At 62.0% G+C, this 23,583-nt stretch carries 23 protein-coding genes; 11 read left to right on the top strand and 12 right to left on the bottom strand.

Features of this window, described 5'->3' with window-relative positions; genetic code table 11:
• Positions 1-67 precede the first annotated feature (67 nt).
• Together PSH80_RS05605 and PSH80_RS05600 are read left to right on the top strand one after the other, a co-directional pair.
• Positions 68-1,273, top strand: a complete 1,206-nt coding sequence (locus tag PSH80_RS05605) for an aminotransferase class V-fold PLP-dependent enzyme (RefSeq protein WP_057439916.1) — start codon at positions 68-70, stop codon at positions 1,271-1,273.
• Complete coding sequence (locus tag PSH80_RS05600) at positions 1,270-1,683, top strand: SufE family protein (RefSeq protein WP_198792444.1); 414 nt, start codon at positions 1,270-1,272, stop codon at positions 1,681-1,683. Before PSH80_RS05605 ends, PSH80_RS05600 begins: the two co-directional genes overlap by 4 nt.
• 55 nt (positions 1,684-1,738) lie before the next feature.
• Here the strand turns inward: PSH80_RS05600 and tcdA are convergent, their stop codons facing one another.
• Complete coding sequence (tcdA, locus tag PSH80_RS05595) at positions 1,739-2,548, bottom strand: tRNA cyclic N6-threonylcarbamoyladenosine(37) synthase TcdA (RefSeq protein WP_057441812.1); 810 nt, start codon at positions 2,546-2,548, stop codon at positions 1,739-1,741.
• Positions 2,549-2,767: 219 nt separating this feature from the next.
• On the opposite strand from tcdA, the gene PSH80_RS05590 reads away from it, so the two are divergent.
• The 4 genes from PSH80_RS05590 (at position 2,768) to PSH80_RS05575 (ending at position 8,001) form a co-directional block, all read left to right on the top strand.
• Positions 2,768-5,359 carry a glycosyltransferase gene (locus PSH80_RS05590; RefSeq protein ID WP_305419488.1) on the top strand — a complete coding sequence of 864 codons (2,592 nt, stop codon included), beginning with the start codon at positions 2,768-2,770 and terminating at the stop codon, positions 5,357-5,359.
• 230 nt (positions 5,360-5,589) lie between these two features.
• Positions 5,590-6,741, top strand: coding sequence for a succinyl-diaminopimelate desuccinylase (dapE, locus tag PSH80_RS05585; protein ID WP_057958687.1), 1,152 nt, complete (start codon positions 5,590-5,592; stop codon positions 6,739-6,741).
• Complete coding sequence (locus tag PSH80_RS05580; RefSeq protein ID WP_057958686.1) at positions 6,741-7,550, top strand: putative RNA methyltransferase; 810 nt, start codon at positions 6,741-6,743, stop codon at positions 7,548-7,550. The genes dapE and PSH80_RS05580 overlap by 1 nt, the downstream gene beginning before the upstream one ends.
• Before the next feature lie 73 nt (positions 7,551-7,623).
• Positions 7,624-8,001: a hypothetical protein gene (locus PSH80_RS05575; protein ID WP_057445111.1), complete on the top strand. Its 378-nt coding sequence runs from the start codon at positions 7,624-7,626 to the stop codon at positions 7,999-8,001.
• 143 nt (positions 8,002-8,144) lie between these two features.
• Here the strand turns inward: PSH80_RS05575 and PSH80_RS05570 are convergent, their stop codons facing one another.
• Entirely contained in the window at positions 8,145-8,354 is a 210-nt protein-coding gene (locus PSH80_RS05570; protein WP_057441757.1) for a cold-shock protein, read from the bottom strand.
• A 179-nt stretch (positions 8,355-8,533) separates the two neighbouring features.
• Here PSH80_RS05570 and plsB point away from each other — a divergent pair, with 179 nt between their 5' ends.
• Genes plsB through PSH80_RS05555 form a run of 3 tightly spaced genes read left to right on the top strand, consistent with a single transcriptional unit; the run spans position 8,534 to position 12,203 of the window.
• A complete protein-coding gene (gene plsB, locus PSH80_RS05565; protein WP_120731793.1) occupies positions 8,534-11,038 on the top strand; it encodes a glycerol-3-phosphate 1-O-acyltransferase PlsB in 2,505 nt (834 codons plus the stop codon).
• A 51-nt stretch (positions 11,039-11,089) separates the two neighbouring features.
• Positions 11,090-11,491, top strand: a complete 402-nt coding sequence (locus tag PSH80_RS05560; RefSeq protein ID WP_057958684.1) for a YbaY family lipoprotein — start codon at positions 11,090-11,092, stop codon at positions 11,489-11,491.
• 25 nt (positions 11,492-11,516) lie between these two features.
• Positions 11,517-12,203 (top strand): DUF4197 domain-containing protein, encoded by a 687-nt coding sequence (locus tag PSH80_RS05555; RefSeq protein WP_057958683.1) that lies wholly within the window; start codon positions 11,517-11,519, stop codon positions 12,201-12,203.
• Positions 12,204-12,286: 83 nt separating this feature from the next.
• Here PSH80_RS05555 and PSH80_RS05550 read toward each other — a convergent pair whose 3' ends face one another.
• From PSH80_RS05550 to PSH80_RS05540, 3 genes are all read right to left on the bottom strand, one after another.
• Positions 12,287-12,469 (bottom strand): hypothetical protein, encoded by a 183-nt coding sequence (locus PSH80_RS05550; RefSeq protein ID WP_057958682.1) that lies wholly within the window; start codon positions 12,467-12,469, stop codon positions 12,287-12,289.
• A 138-nt stretch (positions 12,470-12,607) separates the two neighbouring features.
• Positions 12,608-15,673, bottom strand: coding sequence for an efflux RND transporter permease subunit (locus PSH80_RS05545; protein WP_057958681.1), 3,066 nt, complete (start codon positions 15,671-15,673; stop codon positions 12,608-12,610).
• A gap of 6 nt (positions 15,674-15,679) precedes the next feature.
• A complete protein-coding gene (locus PSH80_RS05540; RefSeq protein WP_057958680.1) occupies positions 15,680-16,783 on the bottom strand; it encodes an efflux RND transporter periplasmic adaptor subunit in 1,104 nt (367 codons plus the stop codon).
• 92 nt (positions 16,784-16,875) lie between these two features.
• Here PSH80_RS05540 and PSH80_RS05535 point away from each other — a divergent pair, with 92 nt between their 5' ends.
• Positions 16,876-17,511 carry a TetR/AcrR family transcriptional regulator gene (locus PSH80_RS05535; protein WP_057958679.1) on the top strand — a complete coding sequence of 212 codons (636 nt, stop codon included), beginning with the start codon at positions 16,876-16,878 and terminating at the stop codon, positions 17,509-17,511.
• Here the strand turns inward: PSH80_RS05535 and PSH80_RS05530 are convergent.
• Positions 17,489-18,283, bottom strand: a complete 795-nt coding sequence (locus PSH80_RS05530) for a class I SAM-dependent methyltransferase (RefSeq protein WP_057958678.1) — start codon at positions 18,281-18,283, stop codon at positions 17,489-17,491. The genes PSH80_RS05535 and PSH80_RS05530 overlap by 23 nt on opposite strands.
• 95 nt (positions 18,284-18,378) lie before the next feature.
• Here PSH80_RS05530 and PSH80_RS05525 point away from each other — a divergent pair, with 95 nt between their 5' ends.
• Entirely contained in the window at positions 18,379-18,999 is a 621-nt protein-coding gene (locus PSH80_RS05525; RefSeq protein ID WP_057958677.1) for a hypothetical protein, read from the top strand.
• Positions 19,000-19,002: 3 nt separating this feature from the next.
• Here the strand turns inward: PSH80_RS05525 and PSH80_RS05520 are convergent, their stop codons facing one another.
• From PSH80_RS05520 to adk, 6 genes are all read right to left on the bottom strand, one after another.
• Complete coding sequence (locus PSH80_RS05520; protein WP_120731787.1) at positions 19,003-19,701, bottom strand: extensin family protein; 699 nt, start codon at positions 19,699-19,701, stop codon at positions 19,003-19,005.
• Between the two features lie 3 nt (positions 19,702-19,704).
• Positions 19,705-20,532: an oxaloacetate decarboxylase gene (locus PSH80_RS05515; RefSeq protein WP_120731785.1), complete on the bottom strand. Its 828-nt coding sequence runs from the start codon at positions 20,530-20,532 to the stop codon at positions 19,705-19,707.
• 25 nt (positions 20,533-20,557) lie between these two features.
• Positions 20,558-21,418: a DUF72 domain-containing protein gene (locus tag PSH80_RS05510; protein ID WP_057441772.1), complete on the bottom strand. Its 861-nt coding sequence runs from the start codon at positions 21,416-21,418 to the stop codon at positions 20,558-20,560.
• Positions 21,418-21,738 carry a hypothetical protein gene (locus PSH80_RS05505; RefSeq protein WP_057441774.1) on the bottom strand — a complete coding sequence of 107 codons (321 nt, stop codon included), beginning with the start codon at positions 21,736-21,738 and terminating at the stop codon, positions 21,418-21,420. The genes PSH80_RS05510 and PSH80_RS05505 overlap by 1 nt, the downstream gene beginning before the upstream one ends.
• Positions 21,739-21,930: 192 nt before the next feature.
• Complete coding sequence (gene tsaB, locus PSH80_RS05500) at positions 21,931-22,614, bottom strand: tRNA (adenosine(37)-N6)-threonylcarbamoyltransferase complex dimerization subunit type 1 TsaB (RefSeq protein WP_057958675.1); 684 nt, start codon at positions 22,612-22,614, stop codon at positions 21,931-21,933.
• 90 nt (positions 22,615-22,704) lie between these two features.
• Positions 22,705-23,352, bottom strand: a complete 648-nt coding sequence (gene adk / locus PSH80_RS05495) for an adenylate kinase (protein WP_057441778.1) — start codon at positions 23,350-23,352, stop codon at positions 22,705-22,707.
• Positions 23,353-23,583 lie beyond the last annotated feature (231 nt).

Here is a 23,583-nt window from a genome sequence, read left to right as displayed (position 1 = left end):
AGCGACTCGATGCCACCGGAGCCGGCCGTGCCTTGCAGCACGGCCGGTTCATATGAGTCTTGAACCCATGCTTGTGCCCTCGCCCTGGCGCGCCGATTTCCCGGCCATCGCCACCTTGCAACGGCAAGACCAGACCTATCTGGACAACGCCGCTACCACGCAAAAACCTCAAGCCCTGCTGGACGCCCTTGGCCATTACTACGCCAATGGCGCGGCCAATGTGCACCGTGCCCAGCATTTGCCAGGCGCCCATGCGACCCAGGCGTTCGAGGACAGTCGCAGCAAAGTGGCGCAATGGCTCAACGTCGGTGACAGCGGGCAGATCATCTTTACCCACGGCGCGACGTCTGCGCTGAACCTCCTGGCCTATGGCCTGGAGCACCTTTTCAACCCGGGCGATGAGCTTGTCATCAGCGCCCTGGAACATCACGCCAACCTGCTGCCCTGGCAGCAACTGGCCAAACGCCGCGAGCTCACGCTGGTGGTGCTGCCCCTCGACGATGAGGGTTTGATCGACCTGCAAGCCGCCGCCACGATGATCGGCCCACGCACCCGCCTGCTGGCGGTGAGCCAGTTGTCCAACGTGCTGGGCGTCTGGCAGCCGTTGCCGCAGTTGCTGGCACTGGCCAAGGCCCACGACGCCTTGACCGTGGTGGATGGCGCCCAGGGCATCGTCCACGGCCGCCATGACGTGCAGGCCCTGGGCTGCGACTTCTACGTATTTTCCAGCCACAAACTTTATGGTCCGGACGGCGTCGGCGTGCTTTACGGCCGCACCGAAGCCCTGCATCGGCTGCGCCACTGGCAGTTTGGCGGCGAGATGGTGCAGCAGGCGGACTACCACAGCGCTAGCTTCCGCCCGGCGCCCCTGGGTTTCGAGGCGGGTACGCCACCGATTGCCGGGGTGATTGGCCTGGGGGCGACCCTGGATTACCTCAACTCCCTGGATCAACAGGCGGTGATCGCCCACGAAGCGGCACTGCACGACTACCTCTTGCGCGGTCTACAGGCACGCAAGGGCGTCCATCTGCTGGGCTCGCCGCAAGTCGCCCTGGCCAGCTTTGTGGTGGAGGGTGTGCACAACGCCGATCTCGCCCACCTGCTGACCGAGCAGGGCATCGCGGTACGCGCCGGTCATCACTGTGCGATGCCTTTGCTCAAGAGCCTGCATCTGTCGGGGGCGATCCGGGTTTCCCTGGCGTTGTACAACGACTCCGATGACCTGGAGCGTTTCTTTGAAGCGCTGGATCAGGCCCTGGACATGCTGCGATGAGCCTGCCCGCAGATGCACGTGTCGCGTTGCAGGCCTTTCAGGCCGTCGGCAGTTGGGAGCAACGCGCGCGCTTGTTGATGCAATGGGGCGAGCGGCTGCCGGCGTTGGCGGCTGAGGACAAGGTCGAAGCCAACCTGGTGCAGGGCTGTGAAAGCCTGGTGTGGCTGGTGGGATGCTTGCGCGATGGCCATTGGCAGTTTGCCGCCAGCAGTGATGCACGCTTGATTCGAGGGTTGGTGGCGTTGCTGCTGGCGCGGGTCAACGGGCTGTCGGCGGAGGCGTTACAGGCGGTCGACCTGCCCGACTGGTTCAACCAACTGGGGCTTTCCCGTCAATTGTCGCCGTCGCGCAGTAATGGCCTGAATGCGGTCCTGCAGCGCATGCGCCAATTGAGCCAAGCACAAAACTGAATGTGGGAGCTGGCTTGCCTGCTCCCCCACTGTGATGGATGCCCAGCCGTGAGATTCAGGCGGGCTTGACCCGCTCGGACGGCCTGCGCACCCCAGCCACAATCTTGTCCACCGCCTTGGTCGCCGCGACCATGCCAAAAGTCGCCGTCACCATCATCACCGCGCCAAACCCGCCGGCGCAGTCCAGCTTCACCCCATCACCGACAAAACTCTTTTGCAAACAGATGCTGCCGTCGGGTTTGGGATAGCGCAGTTGTTCGGTGGAGAACACGCAAGGCACGCTGTAGTGCCGGGTCACGGTGCGCGAGAACCCGTAGTCGCGGCGCAAGGTGGAGCGCACTTTCGAGGCCAGCGGGTCGTTGAAGGTGCGGTTCAGGTCGCACACCTGGATCAGCGTCGGGTCAATTTGCCCGCCGGCGCCGCCGGTGGTGATGATCTGGATCTTGCGGCGCTTGCACCAGGCAATCAGCGCCGCCTTGGCGTTGACCGCGTCGATGCAGTCAATCACACAGTCGATGGTCGGCGTGATGTACTCAGCCATGGTGTCGCGGGTTACGAAGTCCGCCACCGCGTGCACCGTGCAAGCGGGGTTGATCGCACGCAGGCGTTCGGCCATCACTTCGACCTTGGGCTTGCCCACCGTGCTGTCCAGGGCGTGCAACTGACGGTTGCTGTTGCTGACGCACACGTCGTCCAGGTCAAACAGCGAAATCTCGCCCACCCCGCAACGGGCCATGGCTTCAGCGGCCCAAGAGCCGACACCGCCCACGCCGACGATGGCCACATGGGCCGCTTTCAAGCGTTCCAGGCCTTCTATGCCATACAAGCGGGCGACGCCGGCAAACCGTGGATCTTCTGTACTCATGACCATTACCCCAAAAACCGGCGCGCATTATAGGGCTACGCAGCGATAAGTTCTAAGCTACAAGCTATAAGTAAAGAACTTACCGACGCTTTGGCTGCCCAATGCCCGGTTTTTCCTGGCTTGCTGTACGCAGAGTGCAGGGCCGATGGTAGGATGCGCGCCGTTCGGCGTACACCAACACGTCTATTCGTTCCACACCCTTTGGAACCCGAAACAGCTATGTCATCGCGTAAATTTGGACTCAACCTGGTGGTGGTGCTGGCAATTGCCGCGCTGTTCACCGGTTTCTGGGCGCTGATCAACCGCCCGGTCACTACCCCCAACTGGCCTCAGCAGATTTCCGGGTTTTCTTACTCGCCGTTCCAGCAGGGCCAGTACCCGCAAAAAGACCAGTACCCGACCGACGAACAAATGCGTCAGGACCTTGCGATCATGAGCAAGCTGACGGACAACATTCGGACCTATTCGGTCGACGGTCCTCTGGGGAATATCCCCAAGCTGGCGGAAGAGTTCGGCCTGCGTGTGACCCTGGGGATCTGGATCAGCCCGGACCTTGAGCGCAACGAGCGCGAAATCCAGCGGGCCATCGAGATCGCCAACAGTTCGCGCAGCGTGGTGCGTGTGGTGGTCGGCAACGAGGCCATCTTCCGCAAGGAGATCACCCCCGAGGAGCTGATTGTCCTGCTGGACCGGGTGCGCGCCGCCGTCAAAGTGCCAGTGACTACCTCCGAGCAGTGGCACATCTGGGAACACAACCCGCAACTGGGCAAGCATGTCGACCTGATCGCCGCGCACGTTCTGCCGTACTGGGAACATGTGCCGATGGCCCAGGCCGGGCAATTCGTCCTCGACCGGGCCAAGGACCTGAAGAAGACCTTCCCGAAAAAGCCACTGCTGCTGTCGGAAGTCGGCTGGCCGAGCAATGGCCGCATGCGCGGTGGCGCGGACGCCTCCCCGGCTGACCAGGCCATTTACCTGCGCACTCTGGTCAACAAGCTGAACCGCCAGGGCTACAACTACTTCGTGATCGAAGCCTTCGACCAACCCTGGAAAGCCAGTGACGAAGGCTCGGTGGGCGCCTACTGGGGCGTGTTCGACGCTGCGCGCCAGCAGAAATTCAACTTTGAAGGGCCGGTCGTGGCGATTCCGCAATGGCGGGTGCTGGCCATCGGCTCGGTAGTGTTGGCACTGCTGTCGCTGACCTTGCTGATGATCGACGGCTCGTCCCTGCGCCAGCGTGGTCGCACCTTCCTGACCTTTATCGCGTTCCTGTGCGGCTCGGTGCTGGTCTGGATCGGCTACGACTACAGCCAGCAATACAGCACCTGGTTCAGTCTGACTGTGGGCTTCTTGCTCGCGCTGGGTGCCATGGGCGTGTTTATCGTGTTGCTGACCGAGGCCCATGAACTGGCGGAAGCGGTCTGGACCCACAAACGCCGGCGTGAATTCCTGCCGGTTGAAGGGGATTCGGACTACCGCCCGAAAGTCTCCATCCATGTGCCGTGCTACAACGAGCCGCCGGAAATGGTCAAACAGACCCTCGACGCCCTGGCCGCCCTCGATTACCCGGACTACGAAGTCCTGATCATCGACAACAACACCAAGGACCCGGCGGTGTGGGAACCGGTACGCAACTACTGCCTGACCCTGGGCCCGCGCTTCAAGTTCTTCCACGTCGCGCCCCTGGCCGGCTTCAAGGGTGGCGCGCTGAACTACCTGATCCCGCACACCGCCAAGGATGCCGAAGTGATCGCGGTGATCGACTCGGACTACTGTGTATCGCCCAACTGGCTCAAGCACATGGTGCCGCACTTCGCCGACCCGAAAATCGCCGTGGTGCAATCGCCCCAGGATTACCGCGACCAGAACGAAAGCACCTTCAAGAAGCTCTGCTACGCCGAATATAAAGGCTTCTTCCATATCGGCATGGTCACCCGCAACGACCGCGACGCGATCATCCAGCACGGCACCATGACCATGACCCGCCGCTCGGTGCTCGAAGAACTGGGCTGGGCCGACTGGTGTATCTGTGAAGACGCCGAACTGGGCCTACGGGTATTCGAGAAAGGTCTGTCGGCTGCGTACTACCACACCAGCTACGGCAAGGGCCTGATGCCCGATACCTTTATCGACTTCAAGAAACAACGGTTCCGCTGGGCCTATGGTGCGATCCAGATCATCAAGCGCCACACCGCCAGCCTGCTGCGCGGCAAGGACACCGAGCTGACCCGTGGCCAGCGCTACCACTTCCTCGCGGGCTGGTTGCCGTGGGTAGCGGACGGCATGAACATCTTCTTCACCGTCGGTGCCCTGCTGTGGTCGGCGGCGATGATCATTGTGCCGACCCGGGTCGACCCGCCGTTGCTGATCTTCGCAATCCCGCCGTTGGCGCTGTTTGTGTTCAAGGTCGGCAAGATCATCTTCCTTTACCGCCGCGCCGTTGGTGTGAACCTCAAGGATGCGTTCTGCGCAGCCCTGGCCGGGTTGGCGTTGTCCCACACCATCGCCAAGGCAGTGCTGTATGGCTTCTTCACCACCAGTATTCCGTTCTTTCGTACACCGAAAAACGCGGATAACCACGGCTTCTGGGTAGCGATTTCCGAAGCCCGCGAAGAGATGTTCATTATGTTGCTGCTGTGGGGCGCGGCGCTGGGGATCTACCTGGTGCAGGGCCTGCCAAGCAATGACATGCGCTTCTGGGTGGTGATGCTGCTGGTGCAATCACTGCCGTATGTGGCGGCGCTGATCATGGCGTTCCTGTCGTCACTGCCAAAACCGGCAGCGGTGGCGGAGCCCGCGACGGCCGCGTAAAAACTTGCGCAATGCACTAAACGGCGGCCTCTGGTCGCCGTTTTGCTATAAGATAACGGCCCTTTATGGGTTCAGGCAGCCACTGCCCCCCTTGTGGGAGCGGGCTTGCCCGCGATGGCATCGCTGCGGTGCAACTACTACACCGCGGCGCCTGCATCGCGGGCAAGCCCGCTCCCACATTGGATATTTCACTCTCGTCTTGCGCCCTGACACACCTTCGGAGTTTTCCCATGACGGCCCACGCCGACCTTTCGCCGACCCTCCAACTCGCTATCGACTTGATCCGCCGCCCGTCGGTGACGCCGATCGACGCCGATTGCCAGAAGCTGATGATGCAGCGCCTGGGCGACGCCGGCTTTGCGCTTGAGCCGATGCGCATCGAAGATGTGGACAACTTCTGGGCCACCCACGGCAAGCATGAAGGCCCGGTGCTGTGCTTCGCCGGCCACACCGACGTGGTCCCGACCGGCCCGGTGCAGGCCTGGCAGAATGACCCGTTCGACGCATTGATCGACGAACACGGCATGTTGTGCGGGCGTGGCGCGGCCGACATGAAAGGCAGCCTGGCCGCGATGCTGGTGGCCTCCGAGCGCTTTGTGAAGGACTATCCGGACCACAAGGGTTCGGTGGCATTCCTGATCACCAGCGACGAAGAAGGCCCGGCGCACCACGGCACCAAGGCAGTGATCGAGCGCCTGGCAGCACGCAAGGAGCGCCTGGACTGGTGCATCGTCGGTGAACCGTCGAGCACCACCCTAGTGGGTGATGTGGTCAAGAACGGCCGTCGCGGCTCCCTCGGTGCGACCCTGACCGTGCGCGGTGTGCAAGGCCACGTGGCTTACCCGCACCTGGCAAAGAACCCGATCCACCTGGCCGCCCCAGCCCTGGCCGAACTGGCCGCCGAGCATTGGGACAACGGCAATACCTTCTTCCCGCCGACCAGCTTCCAGATTTCCAACCTCAATTCCGGCACCGGCGCCACCAACGTGATCCCGGGTGACCTGACGGCGGTGTTCAACTTCCGTTTCTCCACCGAGTCCACCGTCGAAGGCCTGCAACAGCGGGTCGCGGCGATTCTCGACAAGCATGGCCTGGACTGGCATGTGGAGTGGGCGCTGTCGGGCCTGCCGTTCCTGACCGAGCCGGGCGCGCTGCTCGATGCGGTGTCCGCCAGCATCAAGGCCATTACCGGCCGCGAGACCCAGGCGTCCACCAGCGGCGGCACGTCCGACGGGCGCTTTATCGCGACCCTCGGCACTCAAGTGGTGGAACTGGGCCCGGTCAACGCGACGATCCATCAGGTCAATGAGCGCATTCTGGCCAGCGACCTCGATGTGCTGACCGAAATCTACTACCAGACCCTGATCAAGTTGCTCGCCTGATGCTTGCTTGCCCCATTTGCAGTGCGCCCCTCAATGAGGTGGATAGTGGCGTGGTATGCCCGGCCGGGCACCGGTTCGACCGGGCCCGCCAGGGTTACCTGAACCTGTTGCCGGTGCAGCACAAGAACAGCCGTGACCCAGGCGATAACCTGGCCATGGTGCAAGCTCGCCGCGACTTCCTCAATGCCGGGCACTACGCGCCTGTGGCCAGGCGCCTGGCCGCCCTGGCAGCCGAACGCAAACCCCAGCGCTGGCTGGATATCGGTTGCGGCGAAGGCTACTACACCGCGCAAATCGCCGATGCCCTGCTGCGCGCCGATGGTTATGCCCTGGATATTTCCAAGGAAGCAGTCAAGCGCGCGTGCAAACGCAACCCGACGCTGACTTGGCTGATCGCCAGCATGGCCCGCGTGCCGCTGGCCGACGGCAGTTGCCAGTTCCTCGCCAGCGTGTTCAGCCCCCTGGACTGGCAGGAAGCCAAGCGTCTGCTCAGCCCCGGCGGCGGCCTGATGAAGGTCGGACCGACCAGCGGCCACCTGATGGAACTGCGCGAACGCCTGTACGACGAAGTGCGCGAGTACACCGACGACAAGCACCTGGCCCTGGTGCCAGACGGCATGAGCCTGCAACACAGCGAAGTGCTGGAGTTCAAGCTCAGCCTGGCCGACCCCGGGGACCGCGCCAATCTGCTGGCGATGACCCCCCATGGCTGGCGTGCCAGCGCCGAGCGCCGCGCCCAGGTGATCGAGCAGGCCGAACCGCTGCTGGTCACCGTGTCGATGCGCTACGACTATTTCGTGCTTCAATAACCGACTATTCCGGGCCTTTGCGCCCACCCTGAATCCGCGAATGGATTTTCGAATCCCGCAACGAGGAACATCCATGCGCCAACCCGATATCGAGATTTACCTCAAGGACGCCGACGTCGACTACAAGGCTATCGCCGCCTGGCTCGGCGCTGCCCTGGGGCCGTGCACCGACTGGGTACAGAAGGGCCAGACCTACAAGTGCAAGGCCGGCAATGTGCCAGTGACCTGGCTGCCCAAGGCCGTGGGCAAATGGAACAGCCTGTACCTGGAAAGCGACCAGACCCCGTGGGAAGACGACATCGCCTGCGCCCGTGCGGCCTTTGCCGCGCTGAACGTTGAAGTGCGCTGCGCGCCGGGGACGTGGGTCGAGGAAGAAGGTGAAGAAAGCGCCGACACCTGGATTCGGATCAGCACCGACGGTGAAGAGCAGATCACCTGGAAAACCACCTGATTCTGAACTGTGAACCCAATCAGATGTGGGAGCGGGCTTGCTCGCGAAAGCAGTCAATCAGTCAACCTCTACAGTGACTGATTCAGCGCTTTCGCGAGCAAGCCCGCTCCCACATGGGTTCAGCGGCGTTGCAGAAATCTGCTTTAAAGACCGACTACATCCTCAGCCTGCAAGCCCTTGTCGCCGGTCACCACGGCGTATTCCACCTGCTGGCCCTCGGCCAGGGAGCGGTGGCCTTCACCGCGGATAGCGCGGTAGTGCACAAACACATCCTTGCCATCCTCCCGCTGGATAAAACCATAGCCCTTGGCGTCGTTGAACCACTTCACATTGCCGGTTTCGCGCGTTGTCATCTGTTTGCTCCCACTGGTTTTTATTGTTGAGTCAGTCGCATTGAACTGCCGAGTATAAGACAGGCTCAAAAACGATCAACTCAACTTTACATCGCTGCTTTTTTGCCGATTTTCGGCGAATACGGCACACTACCCGCCCGAGCGCCTGCTCGGTTTTTTCCACTCAAAGCAGCACGCCTATGACCCGCTCCCCGTTCCGCCGTCTGGTATTTGGCACCTTGCGCCGACTGTTGTACCTCTGGGTTCGCTCGGAGACGATCAACCAGTCGTCCCTCACCCTTAACCTGGACCGCAGCCGGCCGGTGTTCTACGTCCTGCAATCGCCCTCCCTGACCGAACTGGCCGTGGTGGATGCCGAGTGCACCAAGGCCGGCTTGCCGCGCCCGGTGCTGCCGGTGTCCGTTGGCCCGTTGATGGAACCGGCGGCGTTCTTCTACCTGACCCCGGACCCGGACTGGCTCGGCCGCCAGGACAAGCGCGGCGCGCCGCCGACCCTGACCCGCCTGGTCAACACCCTGACCGAGCATGCCGAAGAAAACGCCCAGATCATTCCGGTCAGCGTGTTCTGGGGCCAGTCGCCCGCCAGCGAGTCGAGCCCCTGGAAACTGCTGTTCGCCGACAGTTGGGCAGTCACCGGGCGCCTGCGCCGGCTGTTGAGCATCCTGATCCTGGGGCGCAAGACCCGAGTGCAATTCTCTGCGCCAATCAACCTGCGTGAATTGATCGAGCACAATAAAGGTCACGAACGCACCGTACGAATGGCCCAACGGATCCTGCGGGTACACTTTCGCAACCTGAAGACTGCGGTGATCGGCCCCGACCTGTCCCACCGGCGCAACCTGGTCAAAGGCCTGGTGAATATGCCACTGGTGCGCCAGGCGATCCTCGACGAGGCCGAGCGGGAAAAGATCACCCCGGAAAAAGCCAAGGCCCAGGCCCTGCGCTATGGCAACGAAATTGCCTCGGACTACACCTACACCGCCATCCGCTTCCTCGAAGTGGTGCTGAGCTGGTTCTGGAACAAGATCTACGACGGCATCAAGGTCAACAATATCGAAGGTGTGCAAAAGGTCGCCCAGGGCTACGAAGTGATCTACGTGCCCTGCCACCGCAGCCATATCGACTACCTGCTGCTGTCTTACCTCCTATTCAAGAACGGCCTGACCCCGCCGCACATTGCTGCCGGGATCAATCTCAATATGCCGGTGATCGGCAGCCTGTTGCGCCGCGGCGGGGCGTTTTTCATGCGCCGTACCTTCAAGGGCAACCCGCTGTACACCTCGGTGTTCAACGAATACCTGCATACCCTGTTCACCAAGGGCTTCCCGGTGGAGTACTTCGTCGAAGGCGGCCGCTCGCGCACCGGGCGCATGTTGCAACCCAAGACCGGGATGCTGGCGATCACCCTGCGCAGCTTCCTGCGCTCCTCGCGCATGCCCATCGTGTTTGTGCCGGTGTATATCGGCTATGAACGGGTACTGGAAGGCCGCACCTACCTGGGCGAACTGCGCGGGGCGACGAAAAAGAAAGAGTCGATCTTCGATATCTTCAAGGTCATTGGCGCGCTCAAGCAGCGCTTTGGCCAGGTGGCGGTCAACTTCGGCGAGCCGATCAAGCTGGCGGAATTCCTCGACCAGGAGCAACCGGACTGGCGCGCCCAGGATCTGGCACCGAACTACAAGCCGGCCTGGTTGAATGAGACCACCAACCGCCTCGGCGAGCGCGTGGCCCAGCACCTCAACGAGGCCGCCGCGATCAACCCGGTGAACCTGGTGGCGTTGGCGCTACTGTCCACCAGCCGCCTGGCCCTGGACGACCAGGCCATGGCCCGGGTGCTGGACCTGTACCTGGCGCTGCTGCGCCGGGTGCCCTACTCGCCTCACACCACGCTGCCCGAAGGTGACGGCCAGGCCTTGATCAAGCACGTCAAGGACATGAACCTGCTGTCGGAACAGAGTGATGCCCTGGGCAAGATCCTCTATCTGGACGAGCAAAACGCTGTCCTGATGACCTATTACCGCAACAACGTGCTGCATATCTTCGCCCTGCCGGCGCTGCTGGCCAGCTTCTTCCAGAGCAGCTCGCGCATGAGCCGCGAACAGATCCTGCGCTACACCCGTGCGCTCTATCCGTACCTGCAATCGGAGTTGTTCATCCGCTGGACCCTGGACGAACTTGACGCAGTGGTCGACCAGTGGCTCGAAGCCTTGGTAGAACAAGGTCTGCTGCGCTTTGAAAACAACATCTACCTGCGCCCGGCGCCCAGCTCGCGCAACTTTGTGCTGCTGACCCTGCTGTCCAAGAGCATTGCCCAGACCCTGCAACGCTTCTACATGGCCATTTCCCTGCTGCTCAACAGCGGCCAGAACAGCATCAGCGCCGAAGAGCTGGAAGACTTGTGCACGGTCATGGCCCAGCGCCTGTCGATCCTGCATGGCCTGAATGCCCCGGAGTTCTTCGATAAGAGCCTTTTCCGACATTTTATTCAGACGTTGCTCGAGCAAGATGTGCTGCGTCGCGATGAAGCCGGCAAGTTGAGTTACCACGACCTGCTCGGCGAATTGGCCGAAGGCGCAGCCAAACGGGTGTTGCCGGCGGAGATTCGCCTGTCGATCCGCCAGGTCGCGTTGCACCGCAATGAAGAAGCGCCCGCACCGGACGCCGAGGCGGACGAAACCCGCTAGATTTACCAGGGCGCCAGGGTGTTTCTGGCGCCGTTGACAAGGAGCTGTACCATGAAAAAAATCATCCTCTTGGGCCTGACCGCCCTGCTGGGAGCCTGTCACTCGATGAATCCTGCGCCCAAAGCCAGCCTTGATGGCGAGGTGTTCTACCTGCAACGCATCGCCCTGCCGCCTGCCGCGACCTTGAGCGTCAGCCTGCAGGATGTGTCCCTGGCCGATGCGCCCGCCGTCACCCTGGCCGAGCAGAAAGGCCCGGTCAACGGCCAGGTGCCGCTGCCCTTCCACCTGAGCTACGACCCGGCCCAGGTCAAGCCTGGCCACAGCTATTCGGTCAGCGCTCGCATCGAGCTGGATGGCAAGCTAATGTTTATCACCACCGAGCGCCATTCGGTGCAGTTGAACGGCCAGGATTCCCAGCCGCTGCGCCTGCGCGTTGACGCCGTTGCCCACTGATCCAGTCGATTAAAAGGAAGCGCCCATGCTCCGTAACTCTCTTCGCCTCACCACCTTGTGTGCCGGCCTGCTGCTCGGTGCCAACGCCATGGCCCTGTCCCTCGGTGACCTGTCCCAGGGCGACGCTACCGGCGGCCTCAAGGACGCCCTGACCCAAGGCGCACAGATTGCCGTCAAGCAACTGGGGGCTCCCGGTGGCTTCAGCAACAACCCCGAAGTCAAGATCGGTTTGCCGGGCAAGCTGGAGAAAGCCGCCGGCGCCCTGAAAATGCTCGGGATGGGCGATCAGATCACCCAGCTTGAAGACAGCATGAACAAGGCTGCCGAATCCGCCGTGACCCAGGCCCAGCCGATTCTGGTGAATGCCGTGAAAAACATGAGCGTGAACGACGCCAAGGGCATCCTCAGCGGTGGCCAGGATTCGGCGACCCAGTATCTGGACAAAAGCAGCCGTGAGCAGATCCGCGCCAAGTTCCTGCCGATCGTCAAGCAATCCACGGACAAGGTCGGTGTAGCCCAGCAATACAACGCGCTCGCCAAAAAGGCGCCCCTGGGTTTACTGGGTGGCAAGAGCGACAGCGTCGAAAACTACGTGACTGAGCAAGCGCTGGACGGCTTGTTCAAGATGATTGCCCAACAGGAAGAAAGCATTCGCCAGAACCCGGCAGCCGCCGCGACCAGCCTGGCGAAGAAAGTGTTCGGTGCCCTCTAGGTACACCGTCGGTAACAAACAACAACGCCCCGAATAATTGGGGCGTTGGTGTTATTGCCCAGCGGACATGCCCCTTACTACCATCAGCTGTAGCTGATTTTTCCCTCGTACTTGATGGTACTGGAGAACTGCGGCGGTTGAGCGTGGTGGTGGTGGTGGCAGGGCGGAGGCTTGCATTTGGATTTACCGCGCTTGCCCATTTTGAAGGCCATCATCGGCATCATGCCCAGACCTATACCTATACCACCCATTGCAAATAAACCCATAGGTAATTCCTCGCAGGTTGATAAAGCCTTGTTCTGTAACAACCCCGTTGCCAGAAGAAGGTACCTGTAACTCAGGTACCCCTAAGTGGCAAACACGCAGGAAAAAGTTCCTAAACCCTGTAGCCGATTCACGCAGGCTTATGCCGAGTGCGGCTTGACCCGGAACCACGCCGCATACAGCGCCGGCAAAAACAGCAGCGTCAACGCCGTCGCCACAATCAACCCGCCCATGATCGCCACCGCCATCGGCCCGAAAAACACACTGCGCGACAGCGGGATCATCGCCAACACCGCCGCCAGGGCCGTCAGCACAATCGGCCGGAAGCGCCGCACGGTGGCTTCGATAATCGCCTGCCAAGGCTCCAGGCCTGCCTTGATGTCCTGCTCGATCTGGTCCACCAGGATCACCGAGTTACGCATGATCATCCCCGACAACGCGATGGTCCCCAACATGGCCACGAAGCCAAACGGCTGGCGGAACACCAGCAGGAACAGCGTCACCCCGATCAGCCCCAGCGGCGCGGTCAGGAACACCATGGCCGTGCGCGAGAAGCTGCGCAGTTGCAGCATCAGCAAGGTCAGCACCACCACGATAAACAGCGGCACCCCGGCCTTCACCGAGTTCTGCCCTCGGGCGGAGTCTTCCACGGTGCCGCCCACGTCCAACAGGTAACCGTCCGGCAATTCGGCACGTACATCTGCCAGGGTCGGCAGGATCTGCTGGACCAGGGTCGCCGGTTGCTCCTTGCCGTAGATATCAGCACGTACAGTCACCGTTGGCAGGCGGTTGCGGTGCCAGATAATGCCTTCCTCGAAGCCATATTCCAGGGTGGCGATCTGCGACAGCGCCACGCTGGTGCCGTTGTCGGTCGGCACCGCCAGGCTCGGCAGCAGCGACAGTTCGGTGCGCTCATGCACGGTGCCGCGCAGGAGGATTTCGATCAACTCGTTGTCTTCCCGGTATTGGCTGACGCTGGAGCCGGTCAGGGAACTCTGGAGGAATTTCGACAGGTTGGCGGTGCTCACGCCCAAGGCGCGGGCGCGGTCCTGGTCGACATTGAGGTAGACGATCTTGCTCGGCTCTTCCCAGTCCAGATGCACGTTGACCACGTGGCTGTTCTCACGCACCTTGGCCGCGACCTTGCGCGCCAGGGCCCGCACTTCTTCGATGTGCTCGCCGGTCACGCGGAACTGCACCGGGTATCCAACCGGCGGGCCGTTCTCCAGGCGGGTGACCCGCGAACGCAGGTCGGGGAATTGCTCGTTGAGGGTTTCGATCAACCAGGTGCGCAGGGTTTCGCGCTCCTCGATGGTCTTGGCCAACACCACAAACTGGGCAAAGCTGGCCGCCGGCAGTTGCTGGTCCAGGGGCAGGTAGAAGCGCGGTGAGCCGGTGCCGACATAGGCCACATAGTTTTCGATCCCCTCATGCGCCTTGAGCAAGCCTTCGAGACGCTTGACCTGCTCGGCGGTGCTGCTCAGGGAGGCGCCTTCCGCCAGTTTCAGGTCGACCATCAGTTCCAGGCGCCCGGACGCCGGGAAGAATTGTTGCGGGACAAAACGGAACAGCGCCACCGAGCCGATAAACAGCAGCACGGTCAGCACAATCACGGTTTTGCGGCGGCGCACACACCACTCCACCCAGCGCCTTACGCGCTGGTAGAACGGCGTGCCGTACGGATCCGGCCCATCAGTACCGTGCTTGGCCGCATGAATTTTCGCCAGGTCCGGCAGAAGCTTTTCCCCCAGATACGGCACAAACACCACAGCGGCGACCCACGAGGCCAGCAGCGCGATGGTCACCACCTGAAAGATCGAGCGGGTGTATTCGCCGGTACTCGATTGCGCGGTGGCAATCGGCAGGAAGCCGGCTGCGGTGATCAGCGTACCGGTGAGCATCGGAAACGCCGTACTGGTCCAGGCGAAACTGGCTGCCTTGAGACGGTCGTAGCCCTGCTCCATTTTGATCGCCATCATTTCCACGGCGATGATCGCGTCGTCCACCAACAGGCCCAGGGCTAGGACCAGCGCCCCCAGGGAAATCTTGTGCAGGCCGATGCCCAGGTAATACATGCAGGCAAACGTCATCGCCAACACCAGCGGAATCGCCAATGCCACCACCATGCCGGTGCGCACACCGAGGGAAAAGAAACTCACCAGCAATACAATCGCCAAGGCCTCGGCCAAGACCTGGACGAATTCGCCCACGCTGGTCTTCACCGCAGCCGGCTGGTCCGACACCTTGCGCAGTTCCATGCCTGCCGGAAGGTTCTTCTGCAGGCGTGCGAACTCGCCCTCCAGGGCCTTGCCCAGTATCAGGATATCGCCACCATCGCGCATGGCCACGGCCAGGCCGATTGCGTCGTCCCCCATATAGCGCATACGCGGCGCCGGTGGGTCGTTGAAGCCCCGGTGAATCTCGGCCACATCGCCGATGCGGAAGGTACGGTCGCCGACGCGGATCGGGAAATTGCGGATCTCTTCGACCGTCTTGAAGTTACCCGACACCCGCAGTTGCACGCGCTCGCTCGGGGTCTCGAAGAACCCGGCGGTGGATACCGCGTTCTGCTCCTGCAACGCCTGCTGCACCGCTGCCAGGGGCAGGCCGAGGGTGGCGAGCTTGAGGTTGGACAGCTCGATCCAGATCTTCTCGTCCTGCAACCCCAGCAGCTCGACCTTGCCCACATCCGGCACCCGTTGCAGCTGGATCTGGATACGGTCGGCGTAGTCCTTGAGCACCGCGTAGTCAAACCCCTCGCCGGTCAGGGCGTAGATATTGCCAAAGGTGGTGCCGAATTCGTCGTTGAAGAACGGGCCCTGGATGTCCGGTGGCAGGGTCTGGCGGATATCGCTGATCTTCTTGCGCACCTGGTACCACAGGTCGGGAATCTGCGCCGAGTGCATCGAGTCCCGCGCCATAAACGTGACCTGGGATTCGCCCGGGCGGGAGAACGAGACAATGCGCTCGTACTCGCCGGTTTCCATCAGTTTCTTTTCAATGCGCTCGGTGACCTGGCGCGAGACTTCCTGGGCCGTGGCCCCTGGCCAGTTGGTCTTGATGACCATGGCTTTGAAGGTGAACGGCGGGTCTTCACTTTGCCCCAGCTTGGTGTAGGACAACGTACCGACGACGGCCAACAGCAGCATCAGGAACAGGACGATCTGGCGATTACGCAACGCCCATTCGGAAAGATTGAAACCCATCGGGGACTACTCCTTGTTGGCCGCCAGATTCACCACCCGGTTGGAGCGATCCACCGGGCGTACTTGCTGGCCCTCATGGAGCACATGGACACCGGCGGCAATCACCCAGTCGGAGGGGCTCAGGCCTTCAAGCACCGGTACGCTTTTTTCGCCGAACGCGCCGATGCGCACCGCCGTGCGCTTGAGGGTGTTATCCGGCTTGACCAGCCAGACGTAGGACGCGCCGTTCTCTGCGCTGAGGGCAGACAGCGGCACCGACAACGGAATCACGCCGTCGGCCTGGATAAAGACCCTCGCGCTCTGCCCCAGCTCCGCCGGGACTTTGCCGGCGTTGAAGGCGACACGGGCGGCGAAGGTGCGCGACTTGGGATCGGCCGCCGGCGACAGCTCGCGAATGCGCCCCTCGAAGCGTTGGTCGGGCTGGCTCCACAGCTCCACGGAGACCGGCTGGCCGACCTTGAAGCGACCGAAGCTCTGCTCCGGGAAGCTGATCAACACTTCACGCTCGCCATCGGTGGCCAGGGTGAACACGGTCTGCCCGGCCGACACCACTTGCCCGACTTCCACTGCACGCTTGGCGACCACGCCATCCTGGGGGGCGCGCAGCACGGCATAGCCGGCCTGGTTATTGGCCACGTCGAATTCAGCCTTGATCTGCTGCAGGCGTGCGACACCAGAACGGTAGAGGTTTTCGGAATTGTCGTACTGGGAACGGCTGACCATCTGACGGTCCATCAGGGTCTTGTAGCGATCACGCTCGGCCCGTACCAGGCTCAGGTTGGCCTCGGCTGCCGTGACCTGGGCACGGGTGGCCTGCAGTTGCAGGCGTACATCCTGGGGGTCGAGCTCTGCCAGCGGCTGGTTGGCCTTGACGCGCTCGCCCTCCTCCACCAGCCGGCGACTGACTTTGCCACCAATGCGAAAGGCCAGGTCCGGCTCATAACGGGCGCGAACCTCGCCTGGATAACTGTCCATTGCCAGCGCCGAGGGCTGTGGCTGCACCACCATGGCCGGGCGGACGGTGGTTTGGGCCGCTTCTTCATGGCCGCAGGCAGCCAATAAAAGAGCAAGGCTGGCAGGCAACGCGAGGTGCAGAAAAATGCTGCGCATGCTGAAGGACCTTTCGCAAATGGTGCTTGGAGTAATTATACTGGCCAGTATGTTATTAATACCAAACTCACCAGTCCAGTATTAAAGTGAAAATGTCCGACAATCCTGTAAACACCAATAGCCCCGGGCGTCCCAAGGACATGGCAAAACGCCAGGCAATCCTCGACGCGGCGAAAATCCTGTTTTTGAGCAATGGTTACGCGAGTACCAGCATGGATGCCGTGGCCGTTGAGGCTGGCGTGTCGAAACTGACGGTCTACAGCCACTTCACCGACAAGGAAACGCTGTTCACCGCCGCCGTTGAGGCCAAGTGCGAAGCACAACTGCCGGTGATGTATTTCGAGTTGCCGGACGACGTGCCAGTGGAGAAGGTGCTGCTGAACATCGCCCGAGGCTTTCACCTGCTGATCAACAGCGAGGAATCGGTGAACCTGCATCGCCTGATGATGACCTCAGGCAATCAGGATCCGAAGCTGTCGCAGATCTTCTTCGAAGCCGGCCCCATGCGGATGTTGCAGGGCATGGAGCGCCTGCTGGGCAAGATCAATCAAAGTGGCGCATTGCGCATCGACAAGCCATTTACCGCAGCCGAGCACTTCTTTTGCCTGCTCAAGGGCACGGCAAACTTCTGCTTGCTGTATGGCTGCGGCGAACGCTTGAGCGAAGCGGCCGCCGAGGAGCATGTGCAGGAAGTGGTGGGATTGTTTATGCGGGCGTACCGGCCTTGAGCGCTTTCTTCGGATAAATATCGTACCGGCTGGATTTGCCATCCAGCGCATGGCTCGGCTTGGGCCCCTCAATGCACGGCGCCTTGCGTGGGCGCTTCACCACCACCCGGTGGCTGGCCAGGGCCAAGGCCGCCGCGAGCAATGCCGGGGCATCCGGATCGTCACCCACCAGCGGGCGGAACAGGCGCATTTCCTTCTTCACCAGGGCGGTTTTCTCCCGATGGGGAAACATTGGGTCGAGGTAGATCACCTGCGGCGGCTCACCTTCCCAATTTCGCATCACCTCGATGGAATTGCCCTTGAGCAGGGTCATCCGCGCAACAATCGGCGCCACTTCAAAATCCTCCGCCCCACGCGCCAGACCATCTTCGAGCAAGGCACCGATCAACGGCTGACGTTCGATCAGGCTCATCTCGCAGCCCAGGCTGGCCAGCACGAAGGCATCCTTACCCAGGCCGGCCGTGGCATCCAGCACTCGCGGGCGCACGCCTTGGGACACCCCCACCGCCTTGGCAATCATCTGCCCGCTGCCACCCCCATAGAGCCGCCGATGGGCCGCACCGCCCTCGACAAAATCCACCCGCACCGGGCCAGGCGCATCCGGGCCCAGCTGTTGCAACTGCAGGCCATGCTCACCCACTTGCAGGGCAAAATCGGCGTCCGCCAGTTGCACAGGCAAACCGAGCTGCTCGGCCCAGTGCTGGGCACGGGCCTGAAAACCGTCGGCCAAGGCCTCGACCCGAATGCGGCTGGCCGCGGGTTGTTCGCTCATCGTTTACTACGCTCAAAAATATTAAGGATCGGCAAACAGCGGCCGATAAAAAAGGATCAGGCATTTTGCCAGACCCTGAGCGTCGACCGAGAGAAATGTCAGACATTCATTCCCTATTCACCGGTGTCCTGCCGACCCACAACCACTTCGGCCTGCGCAATACCCAAGCGCTGGCCGGCGTCAGTCATGTGTGGCAGGACTTCTTCGCCCGGGCGTTGGCCGAGCAGCTTGGCCAGGAGCCAGGCGCGCAGTTGGCCGCCGATCCGGTGCCGGTGGATGCCTCGGTCGAACCCAGCGCCGGCAGCGACCTGCTGACGCAAATCGTCACCCAGCGTCATTGCGATGTCCAGGACACCGAGATCGCCCCGCCTGAGCCACTGTTCCTGCCGATTGCCGAGTTCGAACTGGACCTGCTGCCACCGGCGGCCGTGCCGTTCCCGGAGGATGAAATCGTTGCCCAGCAACGCCAGCAGAACTTCGAGAGTGGCTGGGTACGGCCGATTGTCCTGACCGCCGGCCAGCCATTGCCCGAGCCAGGCCCGGCGCCGCAACCCAAGCCGCTGTTCCTGCCGATTGCCGAATTCGAACTGGACCTGCTGCCACCGGCGGCCGAGCCATACCCCGACGAGGAACTGGTGCAACAGCAAAAGGCCCTGGACTTCGATTGCGGCTGGGCCCGCCCATTGATCCTCAACAACCTGCGCCTGGCGGCCTGACCCTTAGCGGCACACCCACCAACGCCCCATATCCAAATGGAAATGGTTGCGATGGGCGGCGTTGTAATCCGGGCTCAAGACCACGTTGAAATCATTGCACGCACTGTCGCGCACCTGCCGCAAAAAACGCGCGCTGGCCCCCTCTCCTGGCCAATCCTTCAACACATTGATGCTGCGTCCATCCGCCAGGCGAAACCCGGCAATGTCCAGGGCATTGGCCGAGGCATGCTGGCTGAGTCGCCCTTCAGCCCGCCCATACATATTGCGGCAGGCAAAACTGCCGAGGTGATCGACCCGCGTCACCGCCTGGCCAAACACCGCCTGGGCAGCCGGCTGCAAGCTGTGGCGCTCGAACAGGGCAAACGCCACCGCCAAGGGGCAACTGGCGAGAAAACTGCTGCTCAACCCCACCTCCGCGCCCTGAACCCGCAACGTGTTGCGCAATGGGCAAGCCGCATCCGCCGGGCTGTCCGCTTGATGGCTGACCCGCAACCCGGAGGTTTTCAGCACCTGGTCGCACAGGGCGGGATCGTCCTGCAAGCGCCCCAGTTTGAAGCGGGTCAGCAGGTTAGGCGCAGCTTGCACATCCAAGGGCGCCCAGGGGTTCCACTCAGCGGGCAGCGGCACCCAGCCGCGCCAGATGCCTACGAGTAGGCCGCCGGCGAGTAGCAGCAACACACCCAACACTTTGAAAAAAGCCACGTCTCAACCCTTGCACAACTGATTTGCCTGGCTGAACGGCATCGAGCGCTCGGTAAAGGTAAAGGTTCCCAGTTCCTGAACCTCCCGCGCGGCCCTGAAGAACTCCCCATAGGCCGCCAGGGCCATGGCCGAGCCGACGCTGATGCGCTTGACGCCCATCTCGCTCAGTTGCGCCACCGAGAGCTTGAGGCCACCTGACATCAACACATTCACCGGTTTTGGCGCCACCGCCCGCACCACCGCCAATACTTCCTCAGCACTGCGCAGGCCTGGAGCATAAAGCACGTCGGCACCCGCTTCGGCGTAGGCCTGCAAACGGCGAATAGTGTCGGGAAAATCCAGGCGACCATGTAGGAGGTTTTCCGCACGGGCCGTCAGCATGAAGGGAAATGGCAAGCTGCGTGCCGCAGCGACGGCAGTCTCGATGCGTTCAACCGACAGATCAAAGGGGTAGATCGGGTCGACCGCAATCCCGGTAGCGTCTTCGATAGAACCGCCGACAATGCCGGTAGCGGCTGCCCGCAACAGGCTCTGGGCACAACCTTGAGGCGTATCGCTGAAGCCGTTTTCCAGGTCCGCCGCCACCGGCAGCGAGGTGGCCTGAACGATCATCCCGGCGTTGCCCAGAGTATCCTCCAGCGATAGCGCGCCTTCAGCATCCGGACGCCCCAGACTGAAGGCAAAACCCGCGCTGGTAGTGGCCAGGGCTTCAAAACCGAGGCTGGCGAGCATCTTGGCGGAACCGGCGTCCCACGGGTTGGGCATCACGAATGCACGATCACGCTCGTGCAGGGCTCGAAAGGATTCGGCGCGAAGGGTTTGGGCATCCATGACTGACTCCAGGCACAAAAAAACCCTAGAGTAACCCCAGTTGCTCCACCGCGGGTTCCCGATGCAACTGCGCCAGCGCCGGCAACCCCGGCAACCGCTCCATCAATTGCTGATGAAAGCGTATGGCCAGTTGGGCCGCCAGGCGGTTATCCGAGGTGTGCAGGAACACATAAGGCGTGCGCCCCTCCTCAATCCAGCCTGCGACTTTCTCAAGCCACGGCACGAGGAACGGGTCGTTGGCTTCCAGGTCCGGGTGGCCGATAAAGCGTACCTGGGGAAACTGGGTCAACGCCGCTGGCCGGGGCGGTACCTTGGGCTTTTTCGATTGGGCGTGGAGCACCGCTGCCGAAGTCGACGTGCAACTGAACAAAGCTCGTGGATCCAGGCAGATACGCTCGACCCCGCGATCACGCAGCAGGCGGTTGAGGCTGCGCTCGGCGTCACCCTTGGCGAAGAACTCACGATGACGCACCTCCACCGCCAACGGGCGCTCCAGGCCGTCGATAAACCCTGCCAGCTCCCCCAGCCGCTGCGGGGTGAAGCTGGCCGGCAGTTGCAGCCACAACGGCGACACCCGCTCGCCCAGCGGGCTCATCAAGCCAAGAAAGCTTTCGGCGGCGGGCAACTGTTCGCGCAGGTCGGCACTGTGGCTGATATCACCGGGAAATTTGGCGGTAAACCGAAAGTGCGCGGGCATGATCTCGGCCCAACGCTGCACGGTGGCCACCGAGGGCCGCGCGTAGAAGGTGGTGTTGCCTTCGCAGGCATTGAACACTTGGCAATACAGCCCGAGAAAATCCGTGGCGCGGGCGTCTTGCGGATACAGGTACTCGCGCCAGGCGTTTTCACTCCAGGACGGGCAACCGAGGAAATAAGGCAACAGCATCAGATGTGGATATCGAGACCCAGCACTTCCATATCCCATTCGACAAAGCCGGCAGTGGTCAGGTAGCTGGCCAGGGCCGTAGCGACGTTTTTGCTCATGGAGCGCGGGAAGATCATGTCTTGCTGGCGGGCCGGAACGCCGCCGATACGCGAACCGCTGGCACCTTGGGCACGGGCGGAAACTGCCGCGCCCTGGGAGGTTTCGGGCTGGACTTCAATAAAGTCGGGGGATTCTTCGACGGACTCGTCTACCGTCACGTTCGCCTTGCGTGGCTTGCGCTTGAGGGGGTAGGACTGGGTAGAAAAGCCGTCTATACGCATACATGCAGATCCGCTATCAATGATGGCAATTTAGCGGCACTTTCCTTGGCACGCAAATGCTCTGGTGATAACTAGAACACATAAACGGGCAAAGGTTTAAACCCAGGGGCAAATTCTGACGATTGGCGCGAATTGCCTGCGATCAACGGTGGGGCTCGACAGCTCCCACACTAGAGGCTGAGCGCAATAAGCCTAGAGCCCGCGCTCGGCCTTGGTCTGTGCCACTTTATCGCGCAGGTACACCGGAGCGGCCTGATCAGCCGGGATCGCCTCGCCGCGCTCCCAGGCAAAACGCGCCAGGCTCAGCAGGTCTTCGGCATGGGGCAACATCCCGGCATCCTGGCCGGCCGTGGCCACGGCGATGCGTTCGCCATAACCCCACCCCGTACCAGCGCCAAACCAGTCGCCACTGGCATCGGCCGGCAACGCGGCGGCCTCGGGCGGCTGCACGGCCTCGACGCCGACCAGGCGCATCTCACCAGCGGTTTCGCGGTAGCAGCCCCAATAGACCTCATCCATCCGCGCATCAATGGCGGCCGCGACCTGGCGTGCGCCATGTTCACGCAACGCACGCTGGGCCAACACGGCCAGGTTGGACACCGGCAGTACCGGCCGCTCCAGGGCAAACGCCAGGCCCTGCACCACACCGATGGCGATGCGCACGCCGGTGAATGCACCCGGGCCGCGGCCAAAGGCGATGGCGTCTACCGCCGACAGGGTGGTGCCGGCATCGAGCAATAGCTGCTTGATCATCGGCAGCAGCTTTTGCGCGTGCAGGCGCGGGATCACCTCATAGTGGCTCGTGACCTTGCCGTTATGCAGCAGGGCAACGGAGCAAGCTTCAGTCGCGGTGTCCAGGGCCAGCAGGGTGCTCATCGGTATGGGTGTCCAAATCGAAAAAAAGTGCGCCAGTATAAACAACAACGGCCCGCAAGCGGGCCGTTGAACGTCAAGCCAATCGTCAGATCAGTTCAGCGCTTCCAGCACCTTGGCGGTGATGGCTTCCACCGAGCCAACGCCCGGGATGTGGCTGTATTTCGGCTTGCCCTGGGCAGCCGACAGCTTCTGGTAGAACTCTACCAGCGGCTTGGTCTGGGAGTGGTAGACCGACAGGCGATGACGCACGGTTTCTTCAGTGTCGTCTTTGCGCTGCACCAGGTCATCACCGGTCACATCATCCTTGCCAGCCACTTTTGGCGGGTTGTAGACGATGTGGTAGACGCGGCCCGAGGCTTCGTGAACGCGGCGACCGGCGATACGCTGGACGATCTCTTCATCTTCAACGGCGATTTCAACCACAGCGTCCAGCTCGACGCCGGCTTTCACCAGGGCTTCGGCCTGGGGAATGGTGCGTGGGAAACCGTCGAACAGGAAACCGTTCTTGCAGTCGTCCTGGCTGATGCGTTCCTTGACCAGGTTGATGATCAGGTCGTCGGAGACCAGGCCACCGCTGTCCATCACGCTCTTGGCGATCAGGCCCAGCTCGGTGCCGGCCTTGACGGCAGCGCGCAGCATGTCGCCAGTGGAGATTTGTGGAATGCCGAACTTTTCAGTGATGAACTTTGCCTGAGTACCTTTACCGGCCCCGGGAGCTCCCAGCAGAATGACGCGCATCGATGTGCTCCTCAATTTTTTATAGAGATGACGCTCGGATTCGCCGCGTGGGGCCAATCTCGTAGAATATGCTCGTAAAAATACGAATCCAGGCCGCCCAACCGGCCAAAGGCTGATCAAGATACACAGCGAGCCCTAACCACACAAGCCGCCAAAAGTCGGAAGAACCCGCACCACACAAGCCTTTTGGTCGCGGTATCCCTTGGTGCAACCCGGACACAAAACCGCCGG

Source organism: Pseudomonas sp. FP818, from assembly GCF_030687335.1.
Lineage (GTDB): Bacteria > Pseudomonadota > Gammaproteobacteria > Pseudomonadales > Pseudomonadaceae > Aquipseudomonas > Aquipseudomonas shahriarae.
Note: the sequence above shows the minus strand (reverse complement) of the source record. Positions and strands in the feature narration are given on the sequence as shown.

Coding starts and splice junctions, on each gene's coding strand:
- PSH80_RS05535 (WP_057958679.1), top strand. CDS start 16,876: ATGTCCGACAATCCTGTAAACACCAATAGCCCCGGGCGTCCCAAGGAC.
- PSH80_RS05550 (WP_057958682.1), bottom strand. CDS start 12,469: ATGGGTTTATTTGCAATGGGTGGTATAGGTATAGGTCTGGGCATGATG.
- PSH80_RS05580 (WP_057958686.1), top strand. CDS start 6,741: ATGCTTGCTTGCCCCATTTGCAGTGCGCCCCTCAATGAGGTGGATAGT.
- PSH80_RS05605 (WP_057439916.1), top strand. CDS start 68: ATGCTTGTGCCCTCGCCCTGGCGCGCCGATTTCCCGGCCATCGCCACC.
- PSH80_RS05575 (WP_057445111.1), top strand. CDS start 7,624: ATGCGCCAACCCGATATCGAGATTTACCTCAAGGACGCCGACGTCGAC.
- PSH80_RS05540 (WP_057958680.1), bottom strand. CDS start 16,783: ATGCGCAGCATTTTTCTGCACCTCGCGTTGCCTGCCAGCCTTGCTCTT.
- adk (WP_057441778.1), bottom strand. CDS start 23,352: ATGCGCGTCATTCTGCTGGGAGCTCCCGGGGCCGGTAAAGGTACTCAG.
- PSH80_RS05570 (WP_057441757.1), bottom strand. CDS start 8,354: ATGACAACGCGCGAAACCGGCAATGTGAAGTGGTTCAACGACGCCAAG.
- tsaB (WP_057958675.1), bottom strand. CDS start 22,614: ATGAGCACCCTGCTGGCCCTGGACACCGCGACTGAAGCTTGCTCCGTT.
- PSH80_RS05525 (WP_057958677.1), top strand. CDS start 18,379: ATGTCAGACATTCATTCCCTATTCACCGGTGTCCTGCCGACCCACAAC.
- PSH80_RS05560 (WP_057958684.1), top strand. CDS start 11,090: ATGAAAAAAATCATCCTCTTGGGCCTGACCGCCCTGCTGGGAGCCTGT.
- PSH80_RS05515 (WP_120731785.1), bottom strand. CDS start 20,532: ATGGATGCCCAAACCCTTCGCGCCGAATCCTTTCGAGCCCTGCACGAG.
- PSH80_RS05545 (WP_057958681.1), bottom strand. CDS start 15,673: ATGGGTTTCAATCTTTCCGAATGGGCGTTGCGTAATCGCCAGATCGTC.
- dapE (WP_057958687.1), top strand. CDS start 5,590: ATGACGGCCCACGCCGACCTTTCGCCGACCCTCCAACTCGCTATCGAC.
- tcdA (WP_057441812.1), bottom strand. CDS start 2,548: ATGAGTACAGAAGATCCACGGTTTGCCGGCGTCGCCCGCTTGTATGGC.
- PSH80_RS05600 (WP_198792444.1), top strand. CDS start 1,270: ATGAGCCTGCCCGCAGATGCACGTGTCGCGTTGCAGGCCTTTCAGGCC.
- PSH80_RS05530 (WP_057958678.1), bottom strand. CDS start 18,283: ATGAGCGAACAACCCGCGGCCAGCCGCATTCGGGTCGAGGCCTTGGCC.
- PSH80_RS05555 (WP_057958683.1), top strand. CDS start 11,517: ATGCTCCGTAACTCTCTTCGCCTCACCACCTTGTGTGCCGGCCTGCTG.
- PSH80_RS05505 (WP_057441774.1), bottom strand. CDS start 21,738: ATGCGTATAGACGGCTTTTCTACCCAGTCCTACCCCCTCAAGCGCAAG.
- PSH80_RS05510 (WP_057441772.1), bottom strand. CDS start 21,418: ATGCTGTTGCCTTATTTCCTCGGTTGCCCGTCCTGGAGTGAAAACGCC.
- PSH80_RS05590 (WP_305419488.1), top strand. CDS start 2,768: ATGTCATCGCGTAAATTTGGACTCAACCTGGTGGTGGTGCTGGCAATT.
- plsB (WP_120731793.1), top strand. CDS start 8,534: ATGACCCGCTCCCCGTTCCGCCGTCTGGTATTTGGCACCTTGCGCCGA.